Genomic DNA, 13,726 nt, shown 5'->3' on the forward strand with positions numbered 1-13,726 from the left:
GAAGCGGCTCAGGACACCTGGGTGCTGCAGGTCAGCGCCTGGGGCTGGCGATCAGGGCGCGCAGTTGCCCGCCTTGGTGAAGCCTGCCGCCTTCGCCTCGGCTTCGGAGGCGAACTTGATCTGGTTCTTCGGCGACACCTGGGCGTAGCTCGGGCAGCCTTGCGGCAGGTGATAGACGTGACTGTTGCGGTTGCCGATGATCGCGCCCTGGCTGGCCGCGGTGGAGCTATCGGTCTTGGCCGGTGCTGAGGGCGTTGACGGCGCTGGCTTGGCCTCCGGCAGAGGACTGACGATGCCGTCACCAACCGGCTGGTAGCCCAGCGTCCAGTGCCGCTCGCCGGACACGAAGGGGTTGCCATGGCCCATCACCGCGGCGATGCGACTATCCCGTTCGCGCTCCCAAGCGGTGACCGGTTGCTGCTTGTCCCAGGCCATGAGCAGTTGCTGTTGCTGGCGCGACATGTTCAGGCCGTAGCGATCGAACATATAGAAGGTGACCCGGGCGACCAGGCCCTTGACCTCGTCGCGCGGTTCGGCGGCGCGTTCCTGGAAGTCGATCTTCGTCGTGCACCGGCCGTATTGCGGCAGCACGCCCTGGGCCATGCCGTAGTTGAAATTGGCTCGGTCACCATTCACCTCGCCCACGGCGGGGTAGAGGTTGAAGAGGTCGGCCTCCATGGCGCGGAACACCGGGTCATCCGCCACGCAGTGTTCCCGTCCGCCGTTCTGCCAGCATTGGCGCTGATGACCGAAGGTCCAGGCCGGCACGATGTGCTCCCACTCGGTGCGTTCGCCGCGGGTTTCCTGCTTGCGCGCCTGGAAACCGCAGGAGGCGGCATCGACCCGTCCTCCGGATTTGCCGACCCACTCCCACTTGCAGCCGCAATAGAGGTCGCCCTGGGCGCTGGTGTTCTGATCGAAATAGACTTTTTGTCTGGCGATTACCTTGGCCTCGACAAAGGTATCGGGCGCCGCGGCGAGCGCGGAGGAGGCCACCAGTGTGGCCAGGAGAAGCGAAAGCAAAAGGCGCATGTATCTTCACAGCTCGATTAGGGCGCCGAATTGTATAGCTTTTGCCTCGCTGATAGCCGGTGCAGGGTACGGAAGTCTCGGGGAGACGCTCTAGCGCGGGGGGGCGGTACAGCACCGGGTCGAAACTCAGCTTTCAGCAACAATGAGATTCGCTAAGATTTGTGAACCAAATCTCAAAACCTTGTCTGATGACGCAGTCTGCACTTCTGTCCGGAGTTTTCTATGAATGGCCCCAACCCCTGCTGTGATCTGGGCGGCATGAGCACCTCGGTGCTGGAAGATGAGCTGGCCGAGCGCAAGACGCGTCTGGCCGAGGCCCAGGCCGATGCGCAGCGCCAGTTCCTGTCCTATGCGGACGACCACGCCTGCATCGCCGTACTGGAGCGGGCCCTGGCCAAGGCCTATCGGTTTTTCTAGCGGTCCGCATGCCGACCCGTGGCGTGCGCTACTGGCCCAATAGCCCTGGATTCTGGTGGCGGAAGGGGCCGTTACAGGCGCCCCCTTGGCCAGCACAGCGGTGACCGCCACGCTTCGGTACCGGGTCGAAAGACGCCTCAATTCTGGTTGTAGCAGCCATTGCCAGACACCAGATAGTCCAGCTCATGTTCCCGGCCGGCGTGATCCAGATAGTCGAGGTGGGCCGGCACGATTCCGCACTGGGCGCTCAGGTCGGTCTGGCTGACGACCTTGTCGACGTCGAGGGGGACGAAGAAACCGGGCTTGTCATGGATCGGAGCGGGATGGTCGGGAGCAGCCAGGGCGGAGCCGGTGGCGAGCAGACCGAAAAGACCGAGTAGGAGCGCTTTCATGGAGAGTCCTCTTGAAGGGGTGGGTAGCGAGTCGCTGACCGGGCCACTCTAGGAGGACAGAGGGGACGCCAGGCTGACCGGGTGATGACAAATCGGTCATGGAGTTTGTCGCCTGGTTGCGCGGAAGGCCGTGATGTTCGCGCGGCACCCCCTAGCCTGCGGCCAACGCTCAGACCGAGCAGTTCAGTGCCTTGCCCTGCACGCCGCGCCGCCCGCAGGCCAGCATGACGATCACCAGCAGGCAGCCGATCAGGATGGCGCCTGCGGACAGCACGAAGAGGCTGCGCCGGTCGTTGCCTTCGATGATCAGGCTCAGCAGGGTCGGGGCCGCGGCGGCGGAGGCGACCTGTACCACGCCGACCAGCTTGGTCAGGCGACCGCTCGGGTCGTGGGTTACGACCGAGGACATGTAATAGGACAGCGCCAGGTTCCAGCCGAAGTTCATCAGGAAGACCGCGAGCAGCAGATCTACGGCGGTGTGGATGCGCGTGGCCAGCATGTAGATGGCGCCGAGCACGGCCAGGGAGCCGGTGAGGATCATCGGTACGCGGCCCAGGTGCCGCCCGGCCACGCTGGGCAGGGCCGCACCGGGCAGGCCGCCGAGCAGCCCGATGCTGATCGCCCAACCGATGTCCACCGGCGCCACGCCAGCGTCGCTGGCGATGCCGTCGACGAAGCCCCACAGCGAGTAGATCGACAGTTGCAGGAACAGCATGCCGAGCAGCGAGCAGACGCCGATCACGGTCAGGCCCGCCCGCAGCGGCGTGTGGGCGAGCCGTTGTTCTTCCGGACTCTGCCTGGCCGGCAGGCAGCCGCTCAGCAGGCAGACCAGGGCGAACCAGGCCGCCAGGTAATAGATCGCTCCGGCGAAGCCCTGCCACGCGGCGATCATCGGCATGAGCACCGCGCTGCTGGCGAACAGGGCGGTCTGCACGAACAGCAGGATGCCGAAGGACCTGTCCTGCCCCGGCATGCTGCCCAGCCAGTAGATGGCATAGGAGTAGAGCACGCCCGAGCAGAGGCCCGAGAGACCGCGCAAGGCCAACAGCGGATCGAGGGTGGTGACGCTGGCCGTCGCGGCGTTGGCGAACAGCAACAGCAAGGCCGTGCCCAGGGCGATGGTGCGTGGGCCGAGGAAGCGGATCATTGGCAGATACAGCAGTGTCCCAACGATGGAGCCGCACATTTCCACCGACATGGTCCAGCTCTGCTGCGCCAGGGTCAGGCCCAGGCGTTCGGTCAGCAGACCGATGAAGATCGGCTGCACGCCGATGACGAGGATCGAAGCGGCGGCGATGGCGATGCACGCGGCGCGCACCAGGGTTTGGTTGGCGATGGTCATGGTCTATTACCTGCCGGCTCGGCCACAGACGGGCCTGCCGCTTCAGTGAAAAGCCTGGCTGCTATAGGGGTTGCCGGTCAGCTGAGGCGATAGCAGTGGATGGCGACCTGGTCGACGGCGGGATAGCTCACCTTGCCGATCATCACGCTGCGGGTCAGCCAGTCGAGCCTGCCGCTGGCCACCTGGAAGCGCGGCGTGCAACTGCAGTGGTAGTCCTCTTCGGCGATGGGCCAGAGGCCCTGGGCAACCTGCGTGCGGCCTCGCTCGCTAAGGGTGATCAGACCAAGGTTGTGAATGTTGATCCACTCGCCCTGATCGCTGCGCAGGCTATAGCGAGCGTCCAGCTCACCCACGCCGTCGCTGCGCTGCAGATAGAAATCCGCGCCACCGGCCAACACGTCGCCACGCACGTTCAAGCCTTCGAAATGCCCGCCGGTGATTCGATAGTTGCTGCGCTGGCCATCCGTGCAAGCGCCCAGGTCATCGGCCGGGTCGATAAGGACATGCAGGCTCAGCACCCACTCCAGCGTTGGTACGGCGATCTCGGTTGGTGTCTTGGTGGTCATCACGCTCTCCTGTGCCCCACGGGGGCTGTGGTGGCTGGTCAGTAGCGATAGGTGAAGTAAAGCTCGAGGGCGCTGAAGCGCTCGTTGTCGCCGAACGCCTGCCGGGCGGCGGACTTGGCCTGCACCCAGTTGTACGAAAGCGAGCTGTAGAACTGCCGATTGGGCGTCCAGTCGAGGTACACCGCGGTCTCGTCGGCGAAACGCCGGTCATTGACCGCGGCGCCGCGGAAGTTGGCCTGGTCGAGCCAGAACTGGTAGTGGATGACGCCCAGGGTGAGGGCCTCGCTGAGGCGGTTCTTGAGCGAGAACTGCTGGACGCGCTCGTTGCTGTTGAACAGCAGGTAGTTGCCCACCACGTCGCCCACCAGCCAGGTGCTCCAGTCGATGAAGCCCTTGCTCAGCGGATCCCAGGCTTGCTGGCGGTTGTCGGTAGGGTTCTCGTCACCGGAGAAGACGGCGTAGCGGTACCCGAGGGTGGGGGTGAAGGGCAGGTCCTGGAACTGGTAGTCGGCCTGGGCATACCAGGCCTTGGCGTCATAGGTGAGGGCGCCGTCACCGCCGCGCTGCACCGCGTATTCGCCATTCAGGGTCAGGTTCGGCAGGCCCGGCAGGTGGCCACGCAGTGCCCGCAGGTTGTAGACCCGCATGCCGTCGCGGCGCGCCGCGTTGCTGTCTCTGCTGGCCAGGGTATCGACCGTCAGGGCCATGGCACCGAGGGTCACCTGGCCGTCGAGATCGTAATCCAGGTTGGCGCCGCTCAGGCGGAAATCGCCATAGTGATCGTCGGTGCGCAGGGTGAAGGCCTGTGCCTGGACCGGGCCATGCCCCCACGCCAGGATCGCCGAGTCGCGGAAGGCGGTGCGTGGACCGAGCCAGTAGGCGCCATCGCCGAACAGATCGAGGTTGCCGTCCATGACGATGAAGCCGGTACCGACCATGAAGTTCTGGCGGCCGGCGGTGAATTTCCAGTCGCCCGCCTGCACTCCGGCATAGAGCTCTTCGGGGGCGAAGCGGCCGTCTGAGCCGCGGGTGAAGCCACCGGCATCACCGTCGCCAAGGGTGGTGGCGCCGACCACCGAGCCACCGGCGAGCAGGTGGACCCTGTCGCTGAGGGAGTAGTCGAGAGTGACGCCGGGTTTGACGTAGAACTCCTGCCAGGCGCTGCGGCGGCCGTCGTTCTTGCCACTGCGTGCATCCACGCGACCGGCGCCGAAATTGACGCCCCGGGTGGAGAGGGAGCCGGCGCCCACCGTCAGGTTGACGTCGCCTTTGAGGTTCTCGTATTCGAAGGGATAGCCCGCCAGGGCCGGCTGGCTGGCCAGCAGCAGGCCGAGCGCCAGCAGCACGCCGGGAAGGCGCTTGGTTGTGCACATATGAAGCTCCTGACTATTTTTCTTGTATTACAGGGCAGTGAAGGGTGGCCAGGACGGCCACCGGATACCTGTCGTAGCAGGTGAGCGCGCGGGCAAGCCGGCGCTCGTCGATCTTGTTAGGGATGGATCAGTCGTGCAGCTGGGCAGCGATGGCGCGCAGCAGGCGTACGGTATCGATGTCCAGTTCGGTGACCGCCTCGGGCAGCGACGACTGCTTGACGATCACCACCTCGGAGGCGAAATCGACGAACAGGTACTGGCCGTGGATGCCACTGGCCATGATGGCCGGACTGTGGTCGTTGAAGACGTACCACTGGCTGCGGTAGGAGGCGCCCGGGGTCCATTCGGAGAAGTCCTTGTGCACGCCATAGATCCCCGGGTCCCCGCCGGCGGCGATGGCCTCGATCACCGCCGGGTCGATGACCTGCTGGCCATCGACCCGACCGCCGTTGGCCAGCATCAGGCCGAAGCGGCCCATGTCGCGCAGGGTGGCGTTGAAGCCGGCACCGGCGACGCTGCGACCCCAGGGGTCGGCCATGAAGTAGCCGTCGCGTTCGCAGCCGAGTTGCTGCCAGATCCGCTGCAGCTGCTCGGCGCAGCCCAGGCCGCTGGAACGCTCCATCACCCAGGCCAGCACCTCGGTGGTGGCGGTCACGTAATGGAAGAGGCCGCCGTGCTCGCATCTTTTGCGCAGCGACGGCAGGTATTGGTACAGGGATTCGTACTGGGCGTACTCGGGCAGGGCCGGCTTGAAGCCACAGGCGTAGCCGTACTGGGAACTCTCCGAGGCGGGATCGTCGTACAGCTCGGTGTAGTGAACGCCGACGGCCATGTCGAGCAACTGGCGGACACTGGCGTCGCCGAAGGCGCTGCCGGCCAGTTCCGGCACATAGTGCTGGGTCAGTGCCTGGGCATCGAGCACGCCGTCATGGATGAGTTGCTCACCGAGCACCCCGATCAGCGACTTGGTGACCGAGAACATGATGTGGCGGTCCGTGGCGACCTGGCCGTTGAAGTAGCGCTCGTACACCATGCGGCCCTGGTGCAGCACCAGAAAGCCGTCGGTCTTGCTGGCGCGCAGATGGTCGAGGGCGCTGACGCGGCGGCCGCAGCTGCTTTCGAAGCTGAGCGTTTTGAGCGCCACGGGTGCCTGGGCCAGCACCGCGTCCGGGCGCGATCCGGCGGCTACCTCGATGGTGGGGCGCAGGCGTGCCAGGTTGCGGAAGCCCCAGCGGTTGAACGGCGGCGACATCCAGTTGGCCCAGGTCACGCGCTGGTCCGGCTCGGCAGGAAAACCCTGCATCAGTACGGGCTCTTGTTCTTGTTGGTCGTACATCTCGCTGACTTCCCGATTCCGGGAAACCAGGGAGCGGTCGAGGATCTGGTTCATCAGACTCATCCTGGCAATTGCCCTGCGTAGAGCAGGTACGAGAAAATAATTAACCCTGTTAATTTTTTTAGTCAATAAAATATTTTTCGTGGTCAAGGCAAGCCCGCTATCCTTTCGGCCATAGCCAGCAATCAGGAGCGACGGTGAGCGGCCTACGCGAACGTCAGAAGGAATTACGCCGCACGGCCATCTCGGCAGCGGCGGTCATGCTGTTCCAGCGCCAGGGCTTTCGCGAGACCACGGTCGAGCAGATCGCCCGCGAGGCCGGGGTCTCGGCGCCCACGGTGTTCAAGTATTTCGGCAGCAAGCACGAGATCATCCTGGAGATGATCAAGGAGTCCGATCGCCGCGCCCTGATCGACGTGCGCCGGCACATCCGCGACGTCGCAGATCCCGTCGAGGCGCTCTGCCATCTGGAGCACCTCCTCGTCAGCTACGCACTAGAGGTGCTGCCCGCCGCGCTCTGGCGCGAACTGCTGCCGCTGGTGCTGGTGGGGGGCGACAGCGGTCTGCCCCAGGCCTACCGGCAGATGAACCGCGGCCTGCAGGGCGAGATCGCCAGTGTGCTGCGCGAGCTGCAGGCCGCCGGCAAGCTGCGCGCCGATCTGGACGTAGAGCTGGCGGCCTTTCTGCTCAACGATTACTCGCACCTGCAACTGCTGCGCCTGACGGCCAGTGACGAGATGGACCGGGAGGGACATGCCGCCAACGTGCGCAACACCACGCGCCTGATCTTCGAGGGCATGCGTGCGGTGCCGGGCTGAGGCGCTAGCAGCTTCAGTCAGGCCTGGACGAATTCGCGGGGGCGGCCCTATCTTTCAGCGGGTCACCTCTGCGATCGCCGCAGACACGTAGGCGAGCCTTTCCTCTGTCAACCCCGCCAGGCACAGGCGGCCATTGTCGACCAGATAGATCCCATGATCCTGACGGAGCCGCAGCACCTGCGCCCGGGTGAGATGCGTATAGGAAAACAGGCCCCGGTGGCGACGGATGCGCTCGCCGAGCGGCAGGCCCGCCTCGACCAGCGCCTGTGCCAGCGACTCGCGCATGGCGGCGATGCGGGTGCGCATGGCGTCCACCTCGGTCCGCCAGAGATCGGCCAGTTCGCTGCCCAGGACCAGATCCACCAGCAGAGCGCCATGCCGCGGCGGACTCGAGTAATGCCGTCTCACCGTGGCTTGCAACTGGCCCAGGGCCTTGGACGCCAGTGGCGCAGAAGAGCAGACGACCGATAGGGTGCCCACCCGCTCGCCGTATAGCGAAAAGTTTTTCGAGAAGGAATAGCTCACCAGGAAGCTCAGACCCGCGCGCTCCATTTCCCTGATGGCGAAGACGTCCGCTTCCAGTCCTTCGCCGAAACCCTGGTAGGCACAGTCGACGAAGGCGATGAGTTCGCGTTCGGCCAGTACCTGGATGACCGCCAGCCACTGGGCGTTGGTCAGATCCAGGCCGGTGGGATTGTGACAGCAGGGATGGAGCAGGACGATGCCGTGCCGGGGGAGGGTGCTGAGGGTGCCGAGCATGGCCTCGAAGGCGAGCTCGGCTGAGGCCGACCGGCAATAGGGGTAGGTGCCGACGGTGAAGCCGGCCCCGGCGAAGAGGGCGAGGTGATTGTCCCAGGTCGGGTCGCTCACCCAGACCCCTGAATCCGGAAACCATTGACGCAGGAAGTCGGCACCGGTCCGCAGGGCGCCCGATCCGCCCAGGGTCTGGATGGTCGCGATCCGCCCCTCCGCCAGTGCCTGGCTCTGGTCACCGAACTGCAGGCGCTGAGCGTTCAGGCGATAAGCGTCATGACCCGCCATGGGGAGATACATCGAAGGTGCCGGCGCTGCTTTCCTCAGCTGCTGTTCGGCCGCCGCCACCGCCTGCAGCACCGGTAACCTGCCCTGCGCATCCAGATAGACCCCGACACCCAGATTTACCTTTTCGGGTCGGGTGTCGTCCTGATAGGTCTTGATCAGCGACAGTATCGGGTCGCCCGGGTACTCGGCTAGGTGTTCGAACATGGTTGTACGGATATCCGATTGGCAGGGCAGGGTAAGGCGACCTAGATCGAGGCGCTATTCACGGCATCGAGCCGAACGCACCGGGTACCTTTCGCCGATCTCAGCATGGATTTGCACAGGCATTTTCAGCTGTGCCTATAGTGAAAAGGCTAGCATGGGCCCGCTCACGCCAGGCGTAGCAGGTGAGCTGCGGAAAGGCCATATCAGCGGCGATTTCCATGCTTTCCGGCGGAGCGCAGGTCCGCAGCTCGATGCGGGTCTTCCATCTTGGACGTTGCCGCGCACGCTGTTATTGAAGGCTATTCAACAAGAAAGCTATCACTCAGGGTGGTTATGAATATCTCGGGTTTTTTGACGCTTGTAGGTTGCTATCTGCTGGGCTCTGGGATGACGAACGTCATAGGTGGCATTCCGGCCAGTGTCTTGGGGATCATCGTTCTGTTCACCCTGTTGATGCTTTTGCGCAGAGTGCCGGAAGGCGTGGAGACCATGGCGGGCAATCTGCTCAGGTACCTGCCTTTGATGCTCGTGGTGCCCGCGGTGGGAATCGTCGATTTCAGCGGTATCGAGGCCTCGGTCTGGTTACGCCTGGTGCTGGTCATCGCCCTGTCTCTGCTGGTCACCGTTCCCTTGTGCGGCTGGCTGCTGCAGTACCTGATCGGTAGAAACAAAGACCATGTCTGATCAAGCCCTGGCGCCCCTGCTGGCCTTGTCCCTGACGCTCGCGGCCTATCAGTTGGCGCTCGTGCTGCAACAGCGCCTGCGCCTGATCATGCTGCAACCCGTGCTGATCACCACGGCGATCGTCGCCATCGTGCTCTGGGTCGGGGGGATTCCCTACGAGACGTATCGCGGCGCCAGCGGGATGCTCTCGATGCTGCTCGGGCCCACCACCGTAGGCCTGGCCGTTCCGCTCTACAAGAACTTCCCGCGGGTGGTGGCGCTCTGCAAGCCGCTGCTGATAACCCTCACGGTAGGGGGCGTCGTGGGCGTTTCCCTGACCCTGGCGTTGGGCTGGCTGTTTGGCTTGTCGGAGACCCTGCTGATGAGCCTGGTGCCGAAGTCGGTCACCATGCCGATCGCCTTGCCGCTGGCGGATCATTTCGGTGGCATCGCGCCCTTGACCGCCGTGATCGTGATGCTGACCGGCGTCATCAGCACCACGCTGGCGCTGCCGCTGCTCAAGGTCTTCAAGGTGGAAGATCCCGCGGCTCGCGGCTTGACCCTGGGCATGAACGGCCATGCCATCGGCACGGCTCATGCCTTGCGCGAGGGCCAGGAAACGGCAGCCTTCTCGGCGCTGGGCATGATTCTGTTGGGCATCGTCACCGCGCTGGTGCTGCCTCTGGTGCTGGGCTTCTAGGTTGCAGGTAGGGCAGGCTCGCTGGGGCCTGCCTGGCGCGGAGAGCCGAGCAGAGGGCCCAAGCCAACCGCCTTGGACGCGCCATCAACTGCCGCTCAGTCATCATTCTTGACACTTCGTGCAATAACCATTGCCAGCCCAGACCCTGTCCGGAAGATGATGGCGATAGGCCAGTCGGTATTCGGCAGCCGTGCTTACAGGGACAGACGTGATGGGCATGGAAGACAACGAATCTCAGACCCCGCTCCAGCGGCTGGGGCAGCTGAATCTGACCAGGCTCATGGAGCAGGCTCGCATCGATCGAGACTTCATGAGTCGAGTGGTGACCGTACTGGAAGAGTGCGGTGTCGATGATCGTACCGACGAAGAAAACATCCTGCTCGAATGGGCGCGTGCCTACCAACGGCGGCCGGGTAAAGACGCTGGCGGATAGGCGGCTTCACACAGCGCCTGTCATTCCACTCGCGCCCGTGCATCTCGGTCTGGCAATGCAGCTCGGGAAGTCTGTCACGGCGTTTCGCCGGCTCCTCGCCCGGGACCCGGTGAAAGGTCGAGTCGACAGGGGCGATGAGTCAGGATTGGCAGGTACCGTCGCATGAGCTGCCGTTGGTGACCGAGTCCAGTTCCAAGGGCGCCAGCAAGGCGGTTTCCGCCACCAGGTCGGCAACTCTCTGATTGAGATCATGTACCGCCTGCAGCACGGCTCGGACGTCCGGGTCATCGCAGTCGACCTGGCTGAGCTGGCTGGCGTTTTCCTGGAGTTGGCGATGAAGGCCAAGTAGCGCTTCGCGGGCTTGGCCTTGGGGATCAGGGTGCATGATCAGGTCTCGAACATCGATCAGGTAAATGGCATCAGGCCACTATGATTCGCCCGTTCGAATATCGCAATAATCATTTGGGCGATGTCGCTGGATTTCGACGAGTGGCCGGTGCGCCACGATCTTCACAGCCTGGGTGGCCCCTGGCTTGACGTGCCGAAGGATAGGACTGATGACTCACACGCCTGGTGAAAGCGCCCAATCGTGACGTCGGGCCGCAGTGACAGCGCGGTGCTGTTCTCCAGCCGATCTGATGTCAGGCGCCGCGCTGGTCGATGAAGGAAGCCAGCTTTCTTCAATATGGCTGTCTTGCTCTCCGAGGATGCGCTACGACGCAAGTGGCACGTGGTCAGGTACCGGTGAACTCTGAGCCGCGGTCAGCTCAGGAACAGTCAGATTGATTTCGAAGGCCAACTGCCGATGCGGACACGCAAGCGGGCCAAGATCGACTGACCTGCTGGCGGAGATTCGCCAGCCCAGCTTAGGGACGTCGATGGCCCGGTGCAGCGTGACAGGACTGTCTAAGGGATCAACACCGATGCCGGCGGCTTGCAGAAGACCCAAGGCCAGCGAGGCGGCAGTTCATAATGTGGCAGCGGTAGGTGGGACCGAGAGAGCGTCGATCTTCTACGACCTTCCATGGCGATCGACGCAGCCTCTGTCGAAGGGGTTATCAGAAGCGAAATGCCTGACGACCGATCAATAGCCACTGGCCATTCTGCTTCTGCCAGATCTGAAAATTCTCGATTTCAGTTGGCACGACTTTTCCGCTGTTTACAGCCTGGGCCGAGAAGTGATTGCGAACCAGCGCGACATCTCCCGACAGGGTGATCTTCTGGTTGAGCATCTTCAGTTCGTTGAACGCGCTCTTCCCCGTCTCGATGTCGGCGATGAACGCCTGCTTGTCCTGAATGTTGCCGCTTGAATGCCCATACGTCAGGTTGTCAGCGGTCAGTGCCTTGAGTTGCGCTATGTCCTTGTGCCACATGGCTTGGGTCAGCTTGTCCACGGCGGCAGCTACGTCACTTTCATCATGGGGAGCGGCGGCGACATAACCTGTGAACAGGCAGAGGAAGCTTACCAGGAGCGTCAGCTTTTTCATGTCGAGATTCCTTGTTGTAGTTATTGGAACGAAGCGAGGCGTCGCCGATGACTCTGTTTGTCCGTCATCGTACAACCGGATCGATTCTGCCTGCCTGACAGGCGTGAATGCAACCGCTCGTAACTCGCCATCCCGGGGTGTGCGGTGATGCGATAGGGCGCATGGGTGAAGATGAGTTCGTTGTCGCTTCGACGTGCAGCGATAGCACCGACGCAGCGGCCATTATCCACGTCTGCTCCATAGCCCGAAGGCGCCTTTCGACAACCACGGCGCGGATGTGCGGGTCGCCGCGTCGATTGGCATAAGCCGCTCGGGGCCAGGGGCGGCAACAGCCAGGGGGCGCGTAACGGATCGTACGAGGTTCACGATCGGGCGACGGACTCCATCGACTGACCGGCGCCTGCGTTTGCGCTTCGGTCGAGTGACGTCCTGCGGTCCATGGCATGAGCCGAGCCGTCAGCACGAACCTGCACGCCGAACGGTCGGACGGTTTCATCGCCAAGCCGCGACTCATGGCGCGTGCCCTCAAATGAAGCCACGCAGCGGGTACTCGACGATGAGATACAGCCGATCGAGGTCTCGCCCGTCCTGGGCGTCGTTGCCTCGGTGACTCACGTGGGAAAGCGTCACCCGCAGATCCTTGGCCGCGCCCTGCTGGACCCGGTAACGCAGGTCGAGATCTCGCTCCCAGTGGCGTCCGCCCGCCTCCAGTGAACGGGCATAGGCGCTGTCAGGACGGGTATGGGTACTGTCGATGCCCCGGCCGCTGACGTACCGCGCCATCACACTCAAGCCGGGATGACCGAATACCGCGAGATCCACATCGTACCGCGCCTGCCACGACCGCTCGCCGGCGCCGTTGAAATCGGCGTATTTGACCGAGTTCGCCAGGTAGATAGAGTCGCCGCCCACGAAGTCGAAAGGGGTCCGTCCTTCGACCCGTTGGTAGGCCAGGGTGAACGTCTGGGCACCGATGCGATGGCTGCCTAGCAGGCTGTAAGCGAGCGTATCGATCGCGCCAGCGGTGGCAGATCCCTGGTCCCGCGTACGGTAGGCGTTGGCCTCCAGCGTCCAGCTGGCATCGCTCACCCTGAGGTTGAGATAGTCCTGCCGCCAACGGTCATCCAACTGTGCGGCGTAAAGGGCAGCGCTGAACGTCCGGGTGACGGCGAAGCGTGCGCCGACGAGGCTGATGGCACTGCCGCGGGTAGAGACTCCTGCTCCTTCCAGATCGTCATGAGAAGAGCGACCAGCCTGGTTCTTGAAGCCTGTGAAGTGTCCAAGTTGCAGCTGCATGTCCGGTCGCGGCGTACCCTCGAGCATCCATCCGGTGGCGTATTCCGGTTGCAGGCGCTTGTCAGCCGTATCGAAAACGGGCGTCTCGACCATCATTTCGCCATAGCGAAGTTGATAGGTCCCCATTCGGACTTTCAAGGCTCCACCAGCGGACGCGTAATTCCCACTACGCCCTTTGCCATCGACCGGCAGCAGTCCAGTACCCGTGTGTCCGCGGCCGCCATCGAGCTTCAGTCCAAGGAAACCGTGTACATCGAAACCCACGCCAAGTACCCCGTCGGTGTAGCCGGAGCGCAGCTCGCCGATGACGCCCTGCGCCCATTCCTGCTGATAGCTCTGCTGGCCGGGACCGACCTTGTCGCGCAGGTCGCTGTGCAGGAAGTAGTTGCGCAGCAAGACATCCCAGCTTGCGGGAGCGGGTGTTTCGGCCGCGGTGGCGGACTGGCCAGTGGCCGTTGCCAGCAACAGACCTAGCAGCCAGCCTCGCAGGACCGAACCCTGCCAGCGCTTTCCCAGGTAACGATGCCCGAGCACTCGACTACCGGTCGCCACTGCGGTGGAGGGGGCTGACGGCAGGTCTGCCGTGTGCAGGTGGCGGTCGAGCAAGGTTGCGGCGGCGCTCATGG

15 protein-coding genes are annotated in these 13,726 nt (G+C 63.7%); 5 read left to right on the top strand and 10 right to left on the bottom strand.

What is annotated here, in order from left to right:
- Positions 1-51: 51 nt before the first annotated feature.
- Positions 52-1,023 (bottom strand): endonuclease, encoded by a 972-nt coding sequence (locus tag LRS53_RS03720; RefSeq protein ID WP_231354975.1) that lies wholly within the window; start codon positions 1,021-1,023, stop codon positions 52-54.
- Between the two features lie 231 nt (positions 1,024-1,254).
- Here LRS53_RS03720 and LRS53_RS03725 point away from each other — a divergent pair, with 231 nt between their 5' ends.
- Positions 1,255-1,449, top strand: coding sequence for a hypothetical protein (locus tag LRS53_RS03725; RefSeq protein WP_017641404.1), 195 nt, complete (start codon positions 1,255-1,257; stop codon positions 1,447-1,449).
- A gap of 137 nt (positions 1,450-1,586) precedes the next feature.
- Here the strand turns inward: LRS53_RS03725 and LRS53_RS03730 are convergent, their stop codons facing one another.
- The 5 genes from LRS53_RS03730 to LRS53_RS03750 all read right to left on the bottom strand — a co-directional run bounded on the left by LRS53_RS03730 (position 1,587) and on the right by LRS53_RS03750 (position 6,512).
- Positions 1,587-1,841: a DUF2790 domain-containing protein gene (locus LRS53_RS03730; RefSeq protein ID WP_064309029.1), complete on the bottom strand. Its 255-nt coding sequence runs from the start codon at positions 1,839-1,841 to the stop codon at positions 1,587-1,589.
- Between the two features lie 169 nt (positions 1,842-2,010).
- Positions 2,011-3,183: an MFS transporter gene (locus LRS53_RS03735; RefSeq protein WP_231354976.1), complete on the bottom strand. Its 1,173-nt coding sequence runs from the start codon at positions 3,181-3,183 to the stop codon at positions 2,011-2,013.
- A 77-nt stretch (positions 3,184-3,260) separates the two neighbouring features.
- Complete coding sequence (locus tag LRS53_RS03740; RefSeq protein WP_231354977.1) at positions 3,261-3,749, bottom strand: DUF3237 domain-containing protein; 489 nt, start codon at positions 3,747-3,749, stop codon at positions 3,261-3,263.
- Between the two features lie 38 nt (positions 3,750-3,787).
- Positions 3,788-5,122 (bottom strand): alginate export family protein, encoded by a 1,335-nt coding sequence (locus LRS53_RS03745; protein WP_231354978.1) that lies wholly within the window; start codon positions 5,120-5,122, stop codon positions 3,788-3,790.
- Between the two features lie 127 nt (positions 5,123-5,249).
- Complete coding sequence (locus LRS53_RS03750; RefSeq protein ID WP_442968472.1) at positions 5,250-6,512, bottom strand: serine hydrolase domain-containing protein; 1,263 nt, start codon at positions 6,510-6,512, stop codon at positions 5,250-5,252.
- 143 nt (positions 6,513-6,655) lie between these two features.
- On the opposite strand from LRS53_RS03750, the gene LRS53_RS03755 reads away from it, so the two are divergent.
- Complete coding sequence (locus tag LRS53_RS03755; RefSeq protein ID WP_231354979.1) at positions 6,656-7,276, top strand: TetR/AcrR family transcriptional regulator; 621 nt, start codon at positions 6,656-6,658, stop codon at positions 7,274-7,276.
- A 54-nt stretch (positions 7,277-7,330) separates the two neighbouring features.
- Here the strand turns inward: LRS53_RS03755 and LRS53_RS03760 are convergent, their stop codons facing one another.
- Entirely contained in the window at positions 7,331-8,521 is a 1,191-nt protein-coding gene (locus LRS53_RS03760) for an amino acid aminotransferase (protein ID WP_231354980.1), read from the bottom strand.
- Between the two features lie 267 nt (positions 8,522-8,788).
- Here LRS53_RS03760 and LRS53_RS03765 point away from each other — a divergent pair, with 267 nt between their 5' ends.
- The 3 genes from LRS53_RS03765 to LRS53_RS03775 all read left to right on the top strand — a co-directional run bounded on the left by LRS53_RS03765 (position 8,789) and on the right by LRS53_RS03775 (position 10,317).
- Positions 8,789-9,205 carry a CidA/LrgA family protein gene (locus LRS53_RS03765; protein WP_231354981.1) on the top strand — a complete coding sequence of 139 codons (417 nt, stop codon included), beginning with the start codon at positions 8,789-8,791 and terminating at the stop codon, positions 9,203-9,205.
- Positions 9,198-9,884, top strand: a complete 687-nt coding sequence (locus LRS53_RS03770) for an LrgB family protein (RefSeq protein ID WP_231354982.1) — start codon at positions 9,198-9,200, stop codon at positions 9,882-9,884. The genes LRS53_RS03765 and LRS53_RS03770 overlap by 8 nt, the downstream gene beginning before the upstream one ends.
- Before the next feature lie 217 nt (positions 9,885-10,101).
- Complete coding sequence (locus LRS53_RS03775; RefSeq protein ID WP_231354983.1) at positions 10,102-10,317, top strand: hypothetical protein; 216 nt, start codon at positions 10,102-10,104, stop codon at positions 10,315-10,317.
- Positions 10,318-10,456: 139 nt separating this feature from the next.
- Here LRS53_RS03775 and LRS53_RS03780 read toward each other — a convergent pair whose 3' ends face one another.
- The 3 genes from LRS53_RS03780 to LRS53_RS03790 form a co-directional block, all read right to left on the bottom strand.
- Positions 10,457-10,702 (bottom strand): hypothetical protein, encoded by a 246-nt coding sequence (locus LRS53_RS03780; protein WP_184287323.1) that lies wholly within the window; start codon positions 10,700-10,702, stop codon positions 10,457-10,459.
- 673 nt (positions 10,703-11,375) lie between these two features.
- Entirely contained in the window at positions 11,376-11,804 is a 429-nt protein-coding gene (locus tag LRS53_RS03785) for a nuclear transport factor 2 family protein (RefSeq protein WP_231354984.1), read from the bottom strand.
- A gap of 525 nt (positions 11,805-12,329) precedes the next feature.
- Positions 12,330-13,724, bottom strand: coding sequence for an OprD family outer membrane porin (locus tag LRS53_RS03790; protein WP_231354985.1), 1,395 nt, complete (start codon positions 13,722-13,724; stop codon positions 12,330-12,332).
- Between the last annotated feature and the right edge of the window lie 2 nt (positions 13,725-13,726).

The sequence above is a fragment of the Pseudomonas sp. PLB05 genome, from assembly GCF_021106615.1.
Lineage (GTDB): Bacteria > Pseudomonadota > Gammaproteobacteria > Pseudomonadales > Pseudomonadaceae > Chryseomonas > Chryseomonas benzopyrenica.